Source organism: Micropruina sp., assembly GCF_047607385.1.
Classification (GTDB): domain Bacteria; phylum Actinomycetota; class Actinomycetes; order Propionibacteriales; family Propionibacteriaceae; genus Micropruina.
Map to the genome: position 1 here is coordinate 1 of NZ_JASGDE010000108.1, position 19,903 is coordinate 19,903.

Annotated in this window: 16 protein-coding genes; 8 read left to right on the forward strand and 8 right to left on the reverse strand. The window is 69.4% G+C overall.

Annotated elements, in window-relative coordinates; all coding sequences use genetic code 11:
* On the forward strand, window positions 1–2,272 hold a 2,272-nt coding region (locus QM582_RS09815), incomplete at its 5' end, for an Rne/Rng family ribonuclease (protein WP_415083961.1).
* A 339-nt stretch (window positions 2,273–2,611) separates the two neighbouring features.
* Window positions 2,612–4,033, forward strand: coding sequence for an MFS transporter (locus QM582_RS09820; protein WP_415083963.1), 1,422 nt, complete (start codon window positions 2,612–2,614; stop codon window positions 4,031–4,033).
* Window positions 4,034–4,162: 129 nt separating this feature from the next.
* Here the strand turns inward: QM582_RS09820 and QM582_RS09825 are convergent, their stop codons facing one another.
* On the reverse strand, window positions 4,163–5,416 hold the full coding sequence (locus QM582_RS09825) for a DUF445 domain-containing protein (protein WP_415083965.1): 1,254 nt from the start codon (window positions 5,414–5,416) through the stop codon (window positions 4,163–4,165).
* 127 nt (window positions 5,417–5,543) lie between these two features.
* On the opposite strand from QM582_RS09825, the gene QM582_RS09830 reads away from it, so the two are divergent.
* Complete coding sequence (locus QM582_RS09830; protein ID WP_415083966.1) at window positions 5,544–6,011, forward strand: TM2 domain-containing protein; 468 nt, start codon at window positions 5,544–5,546, stop codon at window positions 6,009–6,011.
* A gap of 48 nt (window positions 6,012–6,059) precedes the next feature.
* Here the strand turns inward: QM582_RS09830 and QM582_RS09835 are convergent, their stop codons facing one another.
* Window positions 6,060–6,722 (reverse strand): hypothetical protein, encoded by a 663-nt coding sequence (locus QM582_RS09835; RefSeq protein ID WP_415083968.1) that lies wholly within the window; start codon window positions 6,720–6,722, stop codon window positions 6,060–6,062.
* On the reverse strand, window positions 6,719–8,755 hold the full coding sequence (locus QM582_RS09840; protein WP_415083970.1) for an NAD(+) synthase: 2,037 nt from the start codon (window positions 8,753–8,755) through the stop codon (window positions 6,719–6,721). Before QM582_RS09840 ends, QM582_RS09835 begins: the two co-directional genes overlap by 4 nt.
* 168 nt (window positions 8,756–8,923) lie before the next feature.
* On the opposite strand from QM582_RS09840, the gene QM582_RS09845 reads away from it, so the two are divergent.
* Window positions 8,924–9,493 (forward strand): O-methyltransferase, encoded by a 570-nt coding sequence (locus QM582_RS09845; protein ID WP_415083971.1) that lies wholly within the window; start codon window positions 8,924–8,926, stop codon window positions 9,491–9,493.
* 104 nt (window positions 9,494–9,597) lie between these two features.
* On the opposite strand, the gene QM582_RS09850 is transcribed toward QM582_RS09845, so the two are convergent.
* Complete coding sequence (locus QM582_RS09850) at window positions 9,598–10,851, reverse strand: ATP-binding protein (RefSeq protein ID WP_415083973.1); 1,254 nt, start codon at window positions 10,849–10,851, stop codon at window positions 9,598–9,600.
* Between the two features lie 513 nt (window positions 10,852–11,364).
* On the opposite strand from QM582_RS09850, the gene QM582_RS09855 reads away from it, so the two are divergent.
* Together QM582_RS09855 and QM582_RS09860 are read left to right on the forward strand one after the other, a co-directional pair.
* Window positions 11,365–11,586 carry a type II toxin-antitoxin system Phd/YefM family antitoxin gene (locus QM582_RS09855; RefSeq protein ID WP_415083974.1) on the forward strand — a complete coding sequence of 74 codons (222 nt, stop codon included), beginning with the start codon at window positions 11,365–11,367 and terminating at the stop codon, window positions 11,584–11,586.
* Window positions 11,577–11,972, forward strand: a complete 396-nt coding sequence (locus QM582_RS09860; protein WP_415083975.1) for a type II toxin-antitoxin system VapC family toxin — start codon at window positions 11,577–11,579, stop codon at window positions 11,970–11,972. Before QM582_RS09855 ends, QM582_RS09860 begins: the two co-directional genes overlap by 10 nt.
* Before the next feature lie 129 nt (window positions 11,973–12,101).
* Here the strand turns inward: QM582_RS09860 and QM582_RS09865 are convergent, their stop codons facing one another.
* The gene (locus tag QM582_RS09865) at window positions 12,102–12,680 is read right to left on the reverse strand and encodes a GNAT family N-acetyltransferase (RefSeq protein ID WP_415083976.1); all 579 of its coding nucleotides are present in this window, start codon (window positions 12,678–12,680) and stop codon (window positions 12,102–12,104) included.
* A gap of 234 nt (window positions 12,681–12,914) precedes the next feature.
* Here QM582_RS09865 and QM582_RS09870 point away from each other — a divergent pair, with 234 nt between their 5' ends.
* Entirely contained in the window at window positions 12,915–14,273 is a 1,359-nt protein-coding gene (locus QM582_RS09870; protein ID WP_415083977.1) for an MFS transporter, read from the forward strand.
* Between the two features lie 188 nt (window positions 14,274–14,461).
* Here QM582_RS09870 and QM582_RS09875 read toward each other — a convergent pair whose 3' ends face one another.
* Complete coding sequence (locus QM582_RS09875; protein ID WP_415083979.1) at window positions 14,462–15,694, reverse strand: DUF2207 domain-containing protein; 1,233 nt, start codon at window positions 15,692–15,694, stop codon at window positions 14,462–14,464.
* Between the two features lie 53 nt (window positions 15,695–15,747).
* Here QM582_RS09875 and QM582_RS09880 point away from each other — a divergent pair, with 53 nt between their 5' ends.
* On the forward strand, window positions 15,748–16,362 hold the full coding sequence (locus QM582_RS09880; protein ID WP_415083981.1) for an alpha/beta family hydrolase: 615 nt from the start codon (window positions 15,748–15,750) through the stop codon (window positions 16,360–16,362).
* A gap of 91 nt (window positions 16,363–16,453) precedes the next feature.
* On the opposite strand, the gene QM582_RS09885 is transcribed toward QM582_RS09880, so the two are convergent.
* Together QM582_RS09885 and QM582_RS09890 are read right to left on the reverse strand one after the other, a co-directional pair.
* Entirely contained in the window at window positions 16,454–17,320 is an 867-nt protein-coding gene (locus QM582_RS09885; RefSeq protein ID WP_415083982.1) for an endonuclease domain-containing protein, read from the reverse strand.
* Window positions 17,321–17,490: 170 nt separating this feature from the next.
* Window positions 17,491–19,845: a CHAT domain-containing protein gene (locus tag QM582_RS09890; RefSeq protein ID WP_415083984.1), complete on the reverse strand. Its 2,355-nt coding sequence runs from the start codon at window positions 19,843–19,845 to the stop codon at window positions 17,491–17,493.
* Window positions 19,846–19,903 lie beyond the last annotated feature (58 nt).

Below are 19,903 nucleotides of genomic sequence, written 5' to 3' on the forward strand. Positions count from 1 at the left end.
GAAGGCCCCGGCCCGCCGCCGTCGGGCCCGCAAGGCGCCCGCCGAGCCTGCCGGCGAGACCCCGGACGCGGCCGCCGAGCCGGCGTCCGAGCAGCAGGAACCGCTCAGCCTGGACGAGTTGCCGACGCTGGACGACCTCGTCCCGCGGCAGGCGGAACCGCGCGGACGCCGCCGGCGCCGGGCACCCGAACCGAAGCCGGAGACCGAGCCGGCCGAGTCCGAGCAGAGCGAACTGGACCCGGTGGCCGAGAGCCTGGTCGAGTTGTCCCGCACCGAGACCCGCAAGCGCAAGCGCGCCAAGGTCGCCGAGACCGAGGCCGCCGAAGCGCTCGACCAGTTGGCCGCGATGATCGGCGGCACGCTGGGCGATGACGTCGAAACCGACGAGGCCGTGACCTCCGAGGCTCCCGCGTCCGGCGAGCCGGAGGCGTCCGTCGACACCGACGAGGCCGGTACCGAGGCCGCGAGCGACGACACCGACGAGTCCACCGACGGCGCCGATGACGCCGAAGGGGATGGTCCCCGCCGCCGTCGCCGGCGCCGGGGCGGACGCCGCCGTCGTCGCGGCGGAGCGGTGGAGATCACCGACGAGGACGGCGACGACAACGGCGACACGGACTCGGATCCGGATGCCGCCACCGAGTCCTCCGACACCGACGGCGAGGGCGATGCCGAGGCGGCGTCCGAAGGTTCCGAGAGCTCGTCGTCCAGCCGGCGCCGGCGGCGTCGCCGCCGTCGCGGCGAGGACACCACCGGCTCCGACGACGACCCGTCGGACGTGGTGGTCCGGGTCCGCGAGCCGCGCCGTTCCAAGGCCAGCGACGAGGTCACCGGCATCGACGGATCGACCCGGATGGAGGCCAAGCGGCAGCGCCGCAGGGAGGGCCGGGCGGCCGGGCGGCGGCGCTCGCCGATCCTGTCCGAGGCCGAGTTCCTGGCCCGTCGGGAGTCGGTGGACCGCAAGATGCTGATCCGGCAGGCCGACGACTACACCCAGATCGCGGTGATCGAGGACGGCATCCTGGTCGAGCACTACGTCGACCGGGCGTCCGCCACCTCGATGATCGGCAACGTCTACCTGGGCAAGGTGCAGAACGTGCTGCCGTCGATGGAGGCCGCCTTCATCGACATCGGACGTGGTCGCAACGCGGTGCTCTACGCCGGCGAGGTGGACTGGGACGCCTTCGGCGTCACCGGCGGCGACCGCAAGATGGAGAAGGTCTTCAAGTCGGGCCAGAGCGTGCTGGTGCAGGTCAGCAAGGACCCGGTCGGCGCCAAGGGCGCTCGGCTCACCGCGCACGTGTCGATCCCGGGCCGCTACGTGGTCTACTCGCCGGGCGGTCAGCTCTCCGGCATCTCTCGCAAGCTCCCGGAGGGGGAGCGCAGCCGGCTCAAGGGCATCCTGGAGGAACTGGTCGGCGAGACCGCCTCGGTGATCGTCCGGACCGCCGCCGAGGGGGCGTCCGAGGACGAGCTGGTCCGCGACGTCAACCGGCTGAAGGCGCAGTGGGAGGTCATCGAGAAGAAGGTGAAGGCCGGCAAATCGCCGACCATGCTGTACGCCGAGCCCGACCTGACCGTCCGGATCGTCCGCGACCTGTTCACCGAGGACTTCGGCCAGCTGATCGTCGACGGCAACGGCAAGGGCGAGGACGCCTGGGACACCGTGGACGCCTACGTCAGCCACGTCGCGCCGCACCTCAAGGAGCGGCTGGTGCACTGGAACCGCGAGGAATCCGGCGACCTGTTCCAGGCGAACCGGATCGACGAGCAGATCGCCAAGGCGCTGGAGCGCAAGGTGTTCCTGCCCTCCGGCGGTTCGCTGATCATCGACCGCACCGAGGCGATGACCGTGATCGACGTCAACACCGGCAAATTCACCGGCAACTCGGGCAACCTCGAAGCCACCGTCACCTCCAACAACCTGGAGGCGGCCGAAGAGATCGTCCGGCAGCTGCGGCTGCGCGACATCGGCGGCATCATCGTGATCGACTTCATCGACATGGTGCTGCCGGCCAACCGCGAGCTGCTGCTGCGCCGGCTGGTGGAATGCCTGGGTCGCGACCGCACCCGTCATCAGGTCGCCGAGGTCACCTCGCTGGGCCTGGTGCAGATGACGCGGAAGAAGATCGGCACCGGCCTCGCCGAAGCCTTCACGGTGACCTGCGAGACCTGCCACGGACGCGGCTACCACCGCCACGACACCCCGGTCGACACCCAGGCTCCGGCCGACGGCGGCGAGCGCGACCACGGACGCCGTCGCCGGCACTGAGCTCCGCCCCTGGGTCTGCGGTTCTCCGACGGCCCGCTGTCCGGGGCGCCCGTCCCGACACATTGCCCTGTTTCGGTGTCTTTCACCTGGTTTGAACCCGGTGAAAGACGCTGAAACAGGGCAATGTCGTGGCGCAGCGACCCCGGTCCTCGCGCGGACATCTCCGGTCGTGGCGCGGACATCTCCGGTCGTGGCGTGGCATTCCCGCCGGCCGGGGCGGCGTCCGCGATCGGTCGATAGCACGACCGGCCCTGTCGAGGAGCCCGCCGGATTCCGATGGGACGCCGGACGGCGACGCCGGACGCGGTCGTAGGGTCTGGTTGAAAGGAGACAATTCTCATGACTGCGACGACGCCGTCCTCGGCCTCGCTCAACACGCCCGCGCGGGTGATCACAGCCAGCCTGATCGGCACCACGATCGAGTTCTACGACTTCTACGTGTACGCTACGGCTGCCGTGCTGGTGTTCCCGCAACTGTTCTTCCCGACCGGCAACGCCACCACCGCCCTGATCGCCTCGTTCGGCGTCTTCGGCGCCGCCATGGTGGCCCGCCCGATCGGCGCGATCGTCTTCGGACACCTCGGTGACAAGCGCGGACGCAAGACCACCCTGGTCCTCAGCCTGCTGGTGATGGGCATCGCGACCTTCCTGATCGGGCTGCTGCCCACCTACTCGTCGGTCGGTCTGCTGGCCCCCATCCTGCTGCTCGTCCTGCGCCTCACCCAGGGCTTCGCCATCGGCGGCGAATGGTCCGGCGCGGCCCTGGTGGCCACCGAGAACGCCCCGGCCGGCAAACGGGCCTGGTACGGGACCTTCCCGCAGCTGGGCGCCCCGCTCGGCTTCATCATCGCCAACGGGCTGTTCCTGATCATCAACTTCGCCCTGCCGCACCCCGGCGACCCGCTGCTGAAGTCGGAAGCCTTCCTGTCCTGGGGCTGGCGGGTGCCGTTCCTGTTCTCCGCCGTGATGGTGATCGTCGGCCTGTGGGTGCGGCTCAAGCTGGTCGAGTCGGAGGCGTTCGTGGCCGCCGAGAAGCGCGGCGCGATCCGCAAGGTGCCGCTCGGCACCACCTTCCGGTTCCACTGGCGCGAGGTGGTGCTGGGCACCTTCATCATGCTGGCCACCTATGTGCTGTTCTACCTGATGACCAGCTTCACCCTGACCTACGGCACCGCGAAGGTTAATCCGGCTCCCGGCAGCCCGGGCGGTCTCGGTTTCAGCTACACCGACTTCGTGCTGATGCAGATCATCGGCGTGGTGTTCTTCGGACTGTTCACGCTGCTCTCCGGCCCGGTCGCCGACGCGATCGGACGCCGCACCCTGCTGATCTGGACCACGGTCGCGATCATCGTCTTCGGGCTCAGCTTCGCGCTGTGGCTGCAGCCGCGCGCCGACCTGGCGTTCGGCGGGGCGATGACCCAGTCGTTCCTGATCTTCGGGTTCCTGCTGATGGGGGTCACCTTCGGTCCGATGGGCGCGCTGCTGCCCGAGCTGTTCCCGACCAACGTGCGCTACACCGGCTCGGCGGTCGCCTACAACGTGTCGAGCATCCTCGGCGCCGCGCTGGCGCCGATCATCGCGGTCGCGCTGTGGAGTTGGGCCGGCGGCAGCGTCTGGCCGGTCGGGGTGTACCTGGCGCTGGCCGGCGTGCTGACCCTGATCGCGCTGCTCCTCACCCGGGAGACCAAGGACACCGACTACTCCGCCGCCTCGGTCGACGAGTCGGCGGCAGGCGCGGAACGCGAGTCGGTCCTGATCTAAGCCCGTCCTTATCCGCTGCCTGAGCGGACCCGACCTCTGCCACCAGCACTAGGCCCTCCCTAATCAGTTCTGCCCTCCCGTCGACGGGAGGGCAGAACTGATTAGGCAGGGCCTAGGGGGCAGGGTAGGTCAGCGCACCAGCAGGCTGACCGCGTGGATCGCCATCCCGGCCAGGCAGCCCACCACGGTGCCGTTGATCCGGATGAACTGCAGGTCGCGTCCGATGTGCAGCTCGATGCGGCGGGCGGCCTGCTCGCCGTCCCAGCGTTCGATGGTGTGGCTGATCACCGTGGAGAGTTCGCCGCCGTAGGTGCGGACGATGTAGGCGGCGGCGTCCTCGAGGCGTTCCTCCAGCCGGGTGCGCAGGGCGTCGTCGCGCAGCAGCGAGCCGCCGAGGCGCTGCACGGCACGCACCGCCCGGCTCTTCAGCCCGGACGTATCCGCGGCCAGTGCGGCATCCAGCGACGCCTGGACCGCCTTCCAGACCCGGGCGACGGTTTCGGCGGTCTGCGGGTGGCCGAGCAGCCGCTGCTTCAGCTTCTCGGCCCGCTCGGCAACCGCCGGCTTGTGCTGCAGGTCGTCGGCGACGTGGCGCAGCAGATCGTCCAGGGCGGCCCGGGTCGGGTGGTCGCGGTCGCGCCGGATCGCCCACAGCCACTCCATCGCCTGGTCGTAGGTCCAGCGGGTCACCCGGCGATTGACGAACCCGGGCGCCCAGCGCGGCGCCCGCTCGCCGACGATGCCGTCGAAGGTGTCCGGATGCCGGCGCAGCCAGTCGTGCACCTCGCCGACCACCAGGTCGACCAGCCCGTGGTGGGCGCCGTCGCGGACGATCGCGTCCAGCAGATCGCCGGCCGTGCCGGCCAGCGGCTCGTCCCGCAGCCTCGGCACGATCACGTCGGTGACCAGGTGGGTGACGTCGTCGTCGGAGACCCGGGACAGCGCCACCCGGGCCAGCCGCGACCCCTCCGCCATCACCCGGGCGGCGTTGCTCTCGACCTGCAGCCAGTCACCCAGCCGGACGCCGACCCGGGTGGCGGCGACCCGCTCCCGGATGATCTCCTCGGTGAGGAAGTTCTCGGTGACGAAGGCCTGCAGATTGCGGGCGATGTCGTCCTTTCGCTTCGGGATGATCGCGGTGTGCGGCACCGGCAGCCCGAGCGGATGCCGGAACAGCGCGGTGACCGCGAACCAGTCGGCCAGCGCACCCACCATCGCCGCCTCGGCGCCGGCGTTGACGAACCCCCAGCCACCCTGGTCGGCTACCCGCAGGGTGGCCAGGTAGACGGCCGCCGCGAGCACCAGCAGCGACAGCGCGATCAGCTTCATCCGGCGCAGCCGGGCCTCGCGGTCGGCATCGGTGATCGTCAGCGGCGGGGTCACCGCCTCAGGATTCCACGACCGGATGGCCCGCGCCGGATCGACCTGCGGTTGGCTGGCGGAACGGGACCCGGATCACCGCTCCCGGTCCGTACAGTGTGGGCGGAGACGCCCACCCCCCAGGAGCACGATGTCCGAGCCGCCGTTCAATCCCTCGCCCTACGAGAACCCGGGCGGCAGCCCGGTGCCCCCGCAGCCGCCGACCTACACGCCGTACCCGCAGCAGTCGACGCCGTCCTATCCCGGCTATGCGCAGGGCGGCTATCCGCCGCAGCCGAGCCCGTACGGCGCGCAGTTGAGCCCGTACCAGGCCCAGGGCAACCCGTACGCGCCGCAGCCGTTGGCGCCCTTCGGCGTCGATCCGATGACCGGCCTGCCGTACTCGGACAAGAGCAAACTCGTCGCCGGACTGCTGCAGATCTTCCTCGGCGGGCTGGGTATCGGACGGTTCTACCTCGGCAATGCGGGCATCGCGATCCTGCAGATCATCGTGACCTTCATCACCTTCGGGTTCGGCGCTCTGTGGCCGCTGATCGACGGCATCGTGCTGCTCGCCGGACATCCGCGGGACCGGGCCGGACGTCCGCTGCGTCCCTGAACGCCTCCGCCCCTGAGCGCCTCCACCCCGGACGCCGGCTGCCGGAGCTCAGCTCTCTTCGACGGTGATCCGCAGGGCGCGGGCCAGGACCGGTCCCAGCCAGCGGGCCTGCTGGTCGGTGACGGTGGCGCCCACCAGGCTGTCGGCGCCGTCCAGGCGGTTCAGCCGCACCACGTCCACCCCGCGCAGGTCGAAGTGTTCGCCCTTGCGGTTGCGGACGTCCAGGTCCTCGACCAGACAGTCGGCGACGGCCGTCCGGGTGGTGGTCGCGCCGGCCAGATCGAGGGTGCCGATCCGGCAACCGGTGAGCCGGACGTCCGACAGAGTGGCCTCGCGCAGGTTCAGGTAGCCGATCCGGACGCCGGCCAGGCTGACGTTGTTCCAGCGCGAGCCGGACGCGTCCAGCACCCCGATGCTGCCGCCGACGATGGCGACGCCGCGCCAGCTCGACCGGGACGCGTCCCAGTCGACGATGGCCGGGCTGCCGACCTCCACCTCGGTGAGCCGCAGCCGGCGCGAGGTGAGTCGTTCGGCGGGCAGCCGGACCAGCCGGGAGTCGGCGATCTCGGCCCCGATCGCGGACGCCTCGTCCGTCGTCCAGGACAGCAGCGCGTCGGCGAACGGCTCGCCGTCGGCGTCCGCACCCGCCCCGGCACCGATCAGCGTCGGGAGTTGTGGCGCGGCGATGCGAGGGGCGTCCGGTCGGCTCATGGCACGTTGCGGCGCAGCTCGTCCAGCCACAGGCTCGCCGAGACGTCGGACGGCATCCGCCAGTCCCCGCGCGGCGACAGCGAACCGCCGCGCACCACCTTGGGACCGTTCGGCATCGCCGAGCGCTTGAACTGGGCGAAGCCGAAGAAGCGGCGCAGGAACACCTCCAGCCACTTCTTGATCGTCGGCAGGTCGTAGGCCACTCGCTCGTCGTCGGGGAAGCCCTCAGGCCAGTCGCCGCGGGCGGCGTCCGACCAGGCGTGCATGGCCAGGAACGCGATGGTCGACGGCGTCGTGCCGTGCCGCAGCACCTGGTAGAGGGTGAAGTCCTGCAGGTTGTAGGGCCCGATGGACGCCTCGGTCGACTGCGGCTTCTCGCCCGGCGTGGTGGGCACCAGCTCGGGGGTGATCTCGGTGTCCAGGATGGCGTCGAGCACCTCGCCGACTTCGGCGTCGAACTGGCCGGACGCGACCACCCAGCGGATCAGGTGCTGCATCAGCGTCTTCGGCACGCCGCCGTTGACGTTGTAGTGACTCATCTGGTCGCCGACGCCGTAGGTACACCAGCCCAGCGCCAGTTCGGACAGGTCGCCGGTGCCGAGCACGATGCCGCCGCGCTGGTTGGCCAGCCGGAACAGGTAGTCGGTGCGCAACCCGGCCTGCACGTTCTCGAAAGTGATGTCGTAGACCGGGTCGCCGTCGGCGAACGGGTGGTCCATCTCGGCCAGCATGGTTCGGGCGGTGCCGGTGATGTCGAGGGTGGCGAAGGTGACGCCCAGCGATTCGGCGAGCCGGGTGGCGTTGTTCCTGGTGTGGTCGGACGTCGCGAAGCCCGGCATGGTGAACGCCAGGATGTCGGTGCGGGGACGTCCGAGCCGGTCCATCGCCCGGGCCGCCACGATCAGCGCATGGGTCGAGTCCAGGCCGCCCGAGACGCCGATCACGATCTTCGGCTGGCCGATCGCCCGCAGCCGCTGCTCCAGCCCGCTGACCTGGATGCTGTACGCCTCGTAGCAGTCCTGGGCGAGCCGGTCGGGGTCGGCGGGCACGAACGGGAAGCGGGCGACGTCCCTTCTCAACCCCAGGTCGCCGGACGGGGCGCCGAGTTCGAAGCCGATCCAGCGGAAGCCGTCCACCCGGTCGGCGTGGGCCCGCCGGTTGTCGTCGAAGGTGCCCATCCGGAGCCGCTCTTGGTGCAGCCGGGCGATGTGGACGTCGGCGATCGAGGCCCGCGGACCGTCCGGGAAGCGCTCCGACTCGGCCAGCAGCGCGCCGTTCTCGTAGATCATCGTCTGGCCGTCCCAGGACAGGTCGGTGGACGACTCGCCCTCGCCGGCGGCGGCGTACACGTAGGCGGCCAGGCAGCGCGAGGAGTTGGCGGCGCACAGCTGATGGCGCTCGACGGACTTGGCGACGGTGATCGGGGAGCCGGACAGGTTGGCCAGCACGGTGGCGCCGGCCAGCGCGGCCTCGGCGCTGGGCGGGATCGGCACCCACATGTCCTCACAGATCTCCACGTGCAGCACGAAATGCGGGACGTCGTCGGCGGCGAACAGCAGATCGGGGCCGAACGGGACGTCCACGCCGGCCACCCGGATCTCGCCGGTGACGTCGTCGCCGGGGGCGATCTGCCGGCGCTCGTAGAACTCCCGGTAGGTGGGCAGGTACGACTTCGGCACCACGCCCAGGATCGTGCCGCGATGGATCACCACCGCGCAGTTGTAGACCCGGTGCAGGCTGCGCAGCGGAGCGCCGACCACCAGGACGGTGCCGAGGTCCGCGGACCCCTCCACGACGGACGCCACCGCGGCGTCCGCGGCGTCCAGCACCACGTCCTGAAGCAGCAGATCCTCGATCGAGTAGCCGGTCAGGCACAGCTCGGGGAAGACGGCCAGCGCGACGCCCTCGGCGTCCAGCTCGCGGGCACGCTCCAGGATCGCGGCCGCGTTGACCTCCGGCTGCACCATGGCGATCGGCAACGTGACGGCCGCCACCCGGGCGAACCCATGGGCGTACAGATTGTGGAAGTCCATTCCGCTCCTTCTCGCGTCCGAGGCCAGGTTCAGCATGTCAGATGCCGTCCGCGAACCGTCCGCCACCGCGCATCATGGTCGCCGGGGAGTGACACACCCGATCATCAGCGCCCAGTCGACCATGCTCGCGCCGGGTGGCTATGAAGCCGTTCGTGTTTGAATGGCCGCGTGAGTTCTACCGACGATGTCGCCGCAAAGCTGGTGGCTCGCGCCCGAGACAAGGGTTTCGCGCAGTCGTCGACGCTGGCTGTCGGACAGTTGCTGAGCGTTCTCGCGGCGAGCAAGCCCGGCGGGCGAATGCTTGAGTTGGGCACGGGTGTGGGGCTGGGTGTCGTACATCTGCTTCGAGGCATGTCCGCGACGGCGACGCTGGTCACAGTCGAACTGGATCCGGTTCTTTCGGGTATCGCGCAGGACGAGATCGATGACCCGAGGGTCGAGTTCGTCGTGGCCGAAGGGGGCGAATGGTTGGCTTCTCGAACGGAATCCGGCAAGTCGTTCGACCTGGTGTTCGCCGACACGTGGCCCGGCAAGTTCAGCCACCGCGACGAGGCGATGGCGCTCGTCGCGCCGGGCGGGCTGTATGTCGTGGACGATCTGCTGCCGCAGCCTTCCTGGCCGCCCCACCACCAGGCCAAAGTCGACGGCTTGACGAACGAACTCGGTGAGCTTCAGGGATGGGCGACGGTCAGGATCGACGACGCGACGGGCGTCATGATCTGCACCCGACTCTCGTAGGCCCACCGCCCGAAGTAGATGGGATAGCTGAGTTGCACCCCATCCAACTGGTCGGGTTGGGCCGAGGCGCTCTACGACGCGTCCGGTTCTCGGGCTCTCCGTGGTCACGGGACGAGTTCCCACAGTGTCGACACCGGTGCCCCGTACAACCGGTCGTCAAGGCGATAGCCGGCATCGGTCGTGTTGAGGACGATACCGGCGACGAACTTCTCACCGAGGTGGTCGCGGAGCTTTCGCAGTCCTTTGAACTGCTTCGCGTTGAAGGAGGATGCGGCTTTCACCTCGATGCCGATCACCTGTCCGTCGCCGAACTCCAGCACGATATCGACTTCGTCGGTATCGCGGTCGCGCCAGTGGCAGACGTCATAGCGTTCAGCGGACCAGGTCCGTTGGCGCAGCAGCTCGGCTGCCACGAAGGCCTCGAGGAATGATCCGAAAGCCTCGCTGTACTGGAAGCGGGCGAGTTGCTGTGGCGAGACGCGGGCAAGCCACATTGCAAGCCCCGAATCGATCACGAACGTCTTGGCGCGACCGATCTCGCGCTTGGTGAGGTTCGGCGTCCACGGAGGCAGGCTCGCGACCAACCCGACGTCGTGAACGAGGTCGAGGTAGCCGGTGATCGTCCGCGGTGCCACCGCCGTCTCTTCGGCGAGCTTCGCCTTGACGAGTTCGGCGGACTGCCGTCCAGCGAGGGTTCGCAGTACTGCAGCGGCTCGGGCTGGATGCACCTCCTTGCGCAACTCCGTCAGGTCGCGTCCGACGATGCCCTGAAGGTAGCCGTCCATCCACGCATCGCGGATCAGGCCGGACGCACTCCGTACCTCGGGGTAGGCCCCGGTGGCCAACATCTGGGCATAGTCGGCTCGAGACCATTGCGACCTCGTTGAAACGAGGTTGGCAGGCTCGGCGAGCACCGCTGCGGGGAAGTCGTCGGCAGTGCCCCGAGCCTCTCCTCGGCTCAACCCGTAGAGAGTGAGTCGAGCCACGCGACCGGCCAGACTGTCGGCAGTGCCGCGCACGCGCAGCAGGCTGGACGAGCCTGTGACGATGAACCGGCCTGGGCGCCGGTCCCTGTCGATCGACGCCTTCACCGCCAGAGTCAGTTCGGGCAGGCGTTGAATCTCATCGATGACGAGGAGCCTGGACCCGCCCTGCGCCACAAAACCAACCTGATCGGCGACGGCTGCCAGGCGGGTCTGTTCGTCATCGAGGTTGACCACGACCGCGTCGTCCCCGGCGAGCCTCGTCGCCAGCGTGCTCTTGCCGACTTGGCGCGCGCCTTCGATGATCAGACCGGGGAAGTGCCGCAAGTACTCAGCTGCGCGCGGTGCGACGTGGCGCTCGAGCAGGGTCTCCACGCAGCCACCCTACGCGCAACTCGCCGTTTTGCGACCGTGAACTTGCCGTTTTGCGGCACTCAACTCGCCGATTTGCGGCACTCAACTCGCCGATTTGCGGGCGTGTCAAGAAGGGGAGCGTGCGTCCGCGCCGCTCGAACAAGTCGTTTCGGTCACCCCTTCTGGCTCAGCCACCTCGCCCAGCCGTCACTCGCGGCAGTTGGTGTGTCACACGACTTGGGTCCGCGCGCCTGCGCTTGGGCGTCCCAGCCGTCCCCGTTGGTCGGTTGGAGGTGCCACGTGCCCTGCCGCTGCGCCTCCTCGCGCAGGCGAGCGCGAATCTGGGCGATGTCATGCGGTGTCTCGGGTTTGATCTCAGTCACCGCCACCCCTCCGTCGTCGGCCCCACCGCCGAAGTCTCCGTGCCGGTGTTGAGAGGATCAACGATCTCCGCGTCGAAGACTCAAAGACCCAGCCCAGTTGAGCTTAGCCAAGGAGCTTGACCAAGTGCAGGGTCGTTCTTACCGTTGAGTCATGACTGTGGTGAACGTGGGTGAGGCCAAGACCCGGCTCTCAGAGCTGCTGGCGCTGGTCGAACAGGGCGAGGACATCGTGCTGGCGCGGGCCGGCAAACCCGTTGCCCGCCTCGTGCCGGTCGAGCCGCGGCCGCCACGGCAGTTCGGCCGGATGGCATTTCGGGTGCCTGACAGCTTCTTCGAACCGCTGCCCGAGGAAGAGCTTGCCGCATGGGAGTGAGCTATCTGCTCGACACCCACGCCGTGCTCTGGCTGCTGGGTGATCCGCAGCGGATGCCGTCCAGGCTTGTCGACGAACTTGCCGATCCGGAGACGCAGTTGTGGGTTTCGTCCGCATCGGCGATGGAGATCGCGACCAAGGTCCGGATCGGGAAGCTGCCGGTGGCCGAGCCCCTGATTGCAGCCTGGTCCGATCGCCTGGGCGAGATCGATGCCGATGAGCTTCCGATCACCGCCCGGCATGCACTGCTGGCCGGATCGCTCACCTGGCACCATCGGGACCCGTTCGATCGGTTCCTTGCTGCGCAGTCGATCACCGACGGGATTCCGCTGGTGACCAGTGACCCGGTGCTGCAGGCCCTGCCTGGCCTCAGCACTCACTGGTGAGGTGTATCGCTGGTTGAGCTCGTCGAAACCGGGGCTCGACAAGCTCGACCAACGGGTCTCGACAAGCTTGACCAACGGGGTCTCGACAGGCTCGACCAACCGGGTCTCGACAAGCTCGACCAACGGCAATCAGGCGTCCGCCGGCCCGCCGGTCGCCACCCAGGGGCCCGGGGGAGCGTCGGGCAGCTCCTCGTCGGTCTCCTCGGTGGCGACGATCTCCAGGCCGCGGGCCTGGTAGTTGCTGAGCGCTGCCACGCCGTCCAGGGTGCAGGTGTGCACCCAGACCCGGACGACCGAGGGCAGCCCCGAACGCTCCGGGATCGACCAGGCGGCGGCGATGCCGTGTTCCAGCAGCGGGCCGCCGAGACCGCGTCCGAGACCCTGTTCGGCGAGCCCGAAGTAGCGAATCTCGACGTGAGTGCCGTCCGCCTCGACCACCGGGTGCAAGTGGATGTAGCCGATCGGGACGCCGGCGCCGTAGAGCACCCAGAACTCGCGGCCGGGGACAGCCAGTTCGTCCGCCCATTGCCGGCGTGACCAGCGCAGACGATCGAGCCAGTACCAGGTGCCGCCGACCAGCCCGTAGAGGAACCGGGCGTACTCGGGGGTGATGCCGTCGGCGCGCTCCAGTCGGACGTCCCCGGGCAACGGACGCGGCGCGTCCGCGGCGGGCTGGAGCATCTGCAACGACCAGGTGGTGACTTTCACGGGGACAAGTCTGGGGCCTGGGTGCGCGGTGTCGGCAGCACCCCGCCGCCGTGAACACCGGATTACGACGGTTCAGGTGTCTCGCGGGCCCCGCCTGCGGCGTGTAGTCTCCGGGCCACATCGGGTCCGCCGATGGTGCTTGTCGGGTAGTGCACAGGTCGGGACGACTGGTCGATCAGGCACGTTCCTGCCACACCCCGCCTGGCCGTGTTCCGAGATCCCAGGAGTGCTCCTATGACGGCAACGACAGACACAATCGACAAGAAGACGCGGAATCGGGTCTTCTTCGGCAGCTTGAGCGGCAGCGCCATCGAGTGGTTCGACTTCTTCCTCTATGCAACCGCCGCCGGCCTCATCTTCGACAAGCAGTTCTTCCCGGCCGGCGATCCGGTCACGTCGTTGATGCTCTCTTACCTGACGCTTTCCTTGACGTTCTTCGTCCGGCCCCTCGGCGGCGTGGTGTTCGCCCACATCGGCGACAAGGTGGGGCGCAAGAAGACGCTGGTCATCACCATCTCGCTGATGGGCGGTGCCACGGTCGCGATCGGCCTGCTGCCCACCTTCGAACAGGTCGGCATGCTGGCGCCGACCCTGCTGGTGCTGTGCCGGATCATCCAGGGCCTGGCCATCGGCGGCGAGTGGGGCGGCGCGTTGCTGCTCGCCTACGAGTACGCGCCCAAGAACCGCCGCGGCCTGTTCGGGGCGGTGCCGCAGACCGGGATCACGGTAGGCATGCTGCTCTCCACCATCGCGTTCGCCATCGTCACCGCGCTGCCGGGCAACACCTTCGAGGCGTGGGCGTGGCGCGTGCCGTTCCTGTTCAGCATCGTCCTGGTGCTGCTGGGTCTGTGGATCCGGAACGGTCTCGAAGAGACCCCGGCCTTCCGCAAGGCGCAGGAGCACGGTGAACCGCCGAAACTGCCACTGGCCGACACGCTGCGCGACCACTGGCGCTCGGTGCTGGTGGCCGTGGGCGCCAAGGTCATCGAGACCGCACCGTTCTACATCTTCGCCACCTTCGTGGTCGGCTACGCCACCATGGACGCCCTCGGCTATCAGCGGGTGACGGTGCTGAACGCGGTGACCGCGGGTGCGGTAGTGAGCACGGCGGTGATCCTGGTCGCCGGACGTCTCTCCGACACGGTCGGACGCCGTCGCGTGTTCATGTACGGCGCGGCGCTGGTCGGGGTCATGTCGGTGCCGTTCTTCATGCTGATCGACCTGCGCCAACCGTGGGCGGTCTACGCAGCGGTGATCCTGGGGCTGGGCCTGGCCTGGTCGCCGACGACGGCGACCATCGGCACGCTGACCTCGGAGATCTTCTCCACCCGGGTGCGCTACACCGGCGTCACCCTCGGCTACCAGATCGGTGCGGCGCTGGCCGGTGGCACGGCACCGCTGCTAGCCACCTGGATGCTGCGGGTGTTCGACGGTTCGTGGGTGCCGATCGCGATCTACCTGCTGGGGTGCGCGGTGCTGTCGATCCTGGCGGTGGCGCTGTCGCCGCGGGTCACCCGGATCGAGACCGCCGCACTGCTGGCCCGCGGCATCGACCCGGACATCCACGCCCACGACGAGCAGGCCGCGCGTTAGGCGAGCGCTGGAGCAAGCCCTCCGCAGTCATCCCGGACGTGATCCGGGATCTCTCCCGCCCGGGATCCCGGGTCGAGGCCCGGGGGACGTGAAACGACCAGTGCTCCCTGCCCGGATTACCTGCGACGTCGCGGCGGGGACTCCCGTCGCGACCTTGTTCTCTTGGTGAGCCAGGACGGGCGGACGCGTCAGTCTCCGCCGCCGCCGAAATCGCCGAAGCCCCCGAAGTCGCCACCGCCGCCGAAGTCACCACCCCAGCCGCCGCCGTCGGAGACCGAGGAGAAGTCGCCGGCGAAACCGCCGGAGTCGCCGAACGCGCTGCCGGCGTCCGCGCCGAGGGTGTCGATGGTGCCGGCGTCGAACAGGTCGCCGGAGTCGCCGAAGGCGTCGCCCAGCGAGCCGATGTCACCGACCCCGTCGAAGCCGTCCAGCGCGGAGAACATCGCCAGCGAGAACATCGCGTCCTGCATGCCCCAACCCATCACCCCTAGCCAGAGCAGGTCGAAGTCGTCGTCGTAGCCGTCCGCGCGGGCGTGCGCGGCGAGATCGCCGAACACCTTGACCCAGTGGTCGGCGACGCCCAGCACGATCGCCCAGGGCAGGTACTTGGAGAAGATCCCGGCCGCCTCCTCGTAGGAGAACTGCTCGGCCTCCGCGGTCTCCAGATAGCGCTTGAAGCCGAGGGTCTGGACGCGCAGCGCGGTTCCCTCCGCGGTCCGCACCGGACGCTGGGTGGTGCGCGCCCCGATCAGCGCGCCGCCGAGCGCGGCGACAGCCCCGGCGGCCATGAACCCGCCGTTGCCGATACCGAAGCCGAGCATCAGCAGCAGGCCGGCGACGATCCAGACCACTCGGACCGGGTGCATGCCGGTCACCAGCCGGAAGTAGCCGTGTTCGTACGACTGATTGGCCAATGCGTACTGGTAGTCGCTGAAGGCGTAGTTGCCCTGCCGCGGCAACTCCGAAAGCCGGACGTCCGGTGCCGCCAGGAACAGGTCGTGCAGCAATTGCCGCTCAATGTCGTCGAGCGCGTCGGTGGGCGGATTGTCCGCGACATGCAACTCCCAGTCCTTGCCGCCACGGGAGCGCGGGCTCTCCACCACGGTCAGGCTGAGGTGGCCGCGGGCGGCCAGGTCGACGATGGTCGCCATCACGTCGCGGCTTTCCGGCTTGCCGTCGACCACCGTGCCGGCCAGTCCCGGACGCACCCCGCGCGGCGGGTTGAAGGCAACCGCCAGCTCGCCGGAGTACTCGGCGCCGCCCGGCACCGGGACCCGGTTCTCCGGCTGGCCGCCGGCCGGGGTCAACCCGGGAATGACGCCGGCGAACATCTCGTCGGCGAACTTCCGCCGCTGCGCCCGCCATGCCCACGCCAGTAGCAGCAGGACGCCGATGCCGGCCCCGATCCAGGTCACATCCATGCCCTCCATAGTGACAGGTGCCGTGGAGCCGCCGGGCACGGGACAATGCAGGCATGTCGGTGATCACCGTGGAGACCCCGCACGGCCCCTCGCGGCTCACCGTGCACCCCGCCCCGGACGCCCACGCGGTGCTGCTGCTCGGCCACGGCGCCGGCGGCGGAATCGGCGCCTTCGACCTGGTCGCGCTCGCCGAGGAACTCCCGGCGCGCGGGATCACCGTGGTGCTGCACGAGCAGCCCTGGCGGGTGGCCGGCAAACGGATCGGGCCTCGTCCACCGACCCTGGACGAGGGGTGGCGCCCGGCGCTCCAGGCGCTGGCGGACGGCTACCCCGGCGTCCCGCTGTGGGTGGGCGGACGCTCCGCCGGGGCCCGGGTCGCCTGCCGCTGCTTCGACGAACGGCAGGCCGGCGTGATCTGCTTGGCCTTCCCGCTGCACCCGCCCGGAAAGCCCGAATCGTCGCGAATCGCCGAACTGGCCGGCGTCACGGGTCCGGTGCTGGTGGTGCAGGGTGAGCGAGACCCGTTCGGGTCACCCGACGATGTCCGGATAGCGGCGCGAGAAGCCGGGGGAGCACAGCCGACGATCGTCGGTGTGCCTGGCACGCATTCGTTCAACCGGGGTGCGGCGACGCGGGCAGTGACCGCGGTCGCCGAGTTCATGGCCTGACCATCCCGAAAACTCCCGACTCGATTGCTCAAAAAGGTGCGACACGCCGGTCGAAAGCGATCGAGTCGGGGATTCTCGGGATGACGTCGGCCTACCCGCGTTGGGTGAGCTTGGCTGCGGCCAGTGTGGCCTCGATCAGGGTGATCATCTCCGCCGGTTCGCTCGTCGCCGAGGCCGGGAACACCAGGACCCGCCAGCCCGCTGCGGTCATCCGGGACCAGCGCCACCGATCACGGATGAACGCCTCGGGGTTGTTGTGGAACTCCTGGCCGTCGATCTCGACGATCAGCCGAAGCCGCGGAAAGGCGATGTCGGCGAAGTAGGTGTGGCCGAGCACCTCGATCTGATGATTGGTCACCCAGCCGGTGATGCCTGCGGCACGAAGCGCCCGATGCGCGGCGCGCTCAGCCTCTGACCACGGCTCATCGCGGGAGTCGAGGAGCAACTCGCGGCGCAGCAGGTTGCCGCGCCGGCCCACCGTGAGCTCGAGCGCCTGCCACAGCACGGGCAACGTCACCGCGTGAAGCCGGAGCGCCTCATCGATCACTCGACCACCCAGAGCAGGCAGTAGGTCGAGCACAGACAGGGCCGGGTTGGCGATACGCACCGGTCCGCGTTCGACGATCAGATCGGATGGGACCACACGGTGCTCAACGCGGTACTGGCGCCAGGCGGGAGACGGCCAGCGCACCGCGATGTCCACCTGGTCGACTGCGCACTCCGGCCACCACAGCAGCCGCGCTGCTGCGGCTCCCACCACCACGCAGTCCGGCTGGTAGCGGGCGGCGGACAAAGCGAGGGTCTCCACATCGGGCGCGGGCGCGGTGTAGATACCAGGAAGCACCGCGATCAGTTCCCCGGTGTCGAGGCAGTGGTCGATCGGCCGACGCAGTTCATGGTGGTCCCGGCGGCGCAGCACGCGTTCGCTGGCGAGCACTTCGGAAAGCAAGGTCTTCACACCTAGAAAGCACAATTTCGACCCCGTCTTGTGAGCGGGCAAGGAAAATTTCGACAGATTCTTACCGAACCGGACCGCTGGAAAGAGGGTTGATCCGGTCGCCCTGATGGCATCTACACGAGCTTGGCAAGGGATTTCATCTCGTTCGGCAGATGGTTGGCGTCCTCAGCTCACCAGCCGGCGCCGTAGCACTGGAACGTCGACAGCAGGTCCGGGTGCTTGGCCGTTGCAGCCGCCAGGGCGTCCGCCGGTGGCAGTCCGTTGGCGAGTTCGGCGTGCATGTCGGGCAGGATCGCGGCCGCGACCTCGTCCGACACGCTTGCCGGGGACGCGATGACGCAGCGGGCGCCGGCGTGCAGCCAGGCCGTGGTCAGCCCCAGCAACTCGTCGCCGCGCCGGATCGTGGTCGCGCCCAGTTCGCAGGCCGACAGGATCACCGTCTCCGGCACCTGCGGCAACTGGTCGAGGTCGTAGCCGTACCAGGGACCGTCCACCAGTTCCAGGTTGGAGAACAGCGGGTTGTCCACCACGTGGTGCCCATGAGCGGCCAGGTGCAACAGGTCGACGCGGCCGGCCAGGTCGCTGACAGCGGACGCCGTCGCGGATGCCCCGGTCAGCACAACAGCCTCCGGCCAGTGCGTGGATGCCACCGACACCTCTTCCCCGGCGCGGGACAGGCGTGGTCCGGCAACGAAGCCAGCGGTGGCGTACTCGTGGACGGACCGGCTTCGCGTCACCCACTCCGAGGCGCTGCGGGGGATCGTGACCGCGTGCGCACTGAGCGTCGGCATCAGGGTCCATGCGATGCCGGAGAAGATCCCGGTCGGGTTGATCACGATCCGTCGGGTCGACAGGGCATGGGCCACGGGTGCGAACACGGTGCGGTCCAGTTCGTCCAGGCGCTGCCGGAGTCCGGCCACCACGCTGTCGGCGATCATCGGCGGCAGGTCGGCTGCGGCCATGTCGAGATCGGCGGGCAGACCGGAAAGTGCGGCGCTGATCTCGTCGGTGGAGGCTATCCGGACGAGATCCGCGGACGTCGAGGTGACCACCAGCATCCAGGCCTGGCCGTCGGCGGCGAGTGGTGCCAGCAGGGTGGCGTTGGTCGCCGCCAGCTGTGCCTTGAGCTGATCCAACGGCACGACCGCGTGCACCGTCGACGAGCCCTGGTCACTCCACGACCGGCGCCGGACCCGTTCCAGTAGTTCGGACTGACGCTCGGCATCCGGCGTGCCGGGCTCCGGACGCCGCTGCGCAAGCACTCGCAACTCGGTCAGGTCGGCGGCCGCTTCCGGGTCGGCCGGGGGCCGCAGCGGGACGATGCGGGTGGACACCGCGTCCAGCCACTCGACCCACTCGTAGACCAGCTGCGGGCGTCCGGTCCGGACGGCCAACTCCAGCCCGCGCTGCGCGAGCCGCGCACCGTGGCTGACCGTCGCGGTCTGCAGATCCAGGCTGCCGAACGTGGACTGCCACTGGTGAAGCTCATCGAGCCCAGCCCGGAGCACACGCAACGCATCGCCCGGACGCCGCTGCGCACGGGCGCGTACTTCGTAAGCGAGCAGCCGGGTGCTCAGGCTGGCGTCCCGAGGAACCCGCAGCCGGACGGATGTCTGGCGCTCGGCCAGCGCTGCCTGGGCGGCGTAGACCCGCATCCAGGTCGCGTCCCGGCGCAGTCCCTCTCGGCTCAGCCGGACGGCGAGCTGGGTCGCCTCGTCGGCGGACCCGCGACCCCGTTCGATGATGCTGGCGGTCTCGACCGCCTCGCACTGCAGGGTCCGGGCGGGCGCACCGCTTTGCACGAAATGTCGGCCCGCCCGCTTCGACAGCCGGGCGGCCGTCGCCGGATCGTCGACCACCCAGGCCCGCGCGAGCGCCAGTTCGGCTTCGGCTTGCGCACGCCGCCAGCCCATGCGTCCGAACAGTTCGGCGGCCCGCCGCAGGTTGCGGCGGCCCTCGTCGTGCACGCCGGCGGCCAGCAGCGCCTCACCGCGATCCTGGTCGGAGATCGCCGCCAGCTGCAGTGACACCGCCCGCATAGCGCCGGCCTCGGCGTCCATCAACTGCAGACCGCGCGCCAGTTGGCCGCTCATCATCACCGAATAGGCCAGATTGTGCCTGGTCTTGGTCGCCAATATCTCCAGGCCGGCCTCGTGGAGGGCGGCGGCGGCGGCCTCGAAGTCGACCAGCGCGGCGCCGATCGAACCCTGCGCGAGATGGACGTTGCCGCGGTTCATCCGGGCACGTCCGGTCTCTTCGACGCTCTCGGCGAGCATCGGAATCGCCTGGGTGAAGTCGACCAGCGCCTGTCGCATCTCGCCGAGCCGGGTGTGGATGAGCGCCCGCTGCGCGAACATCTTGCCCACTTCGACCGCCGGCAGTTCCTCGCGTCGCCGCAGGGCGTGGTCGAGCAGGCTGAGCCCGGTCTGCGGATCGCCCAACTCTGCCTCGACGAAACCGAGGGTGCCCTCGATGATCGCGCGGGTGGTCAGATCATCGGTGCGCCGCAAGGCCTTCAGCAGCAATTGCCGAGCCTGTTTGAAGCGCCACGCGGTGTTGGCGGCCCGAGCACGTTCATGTAAC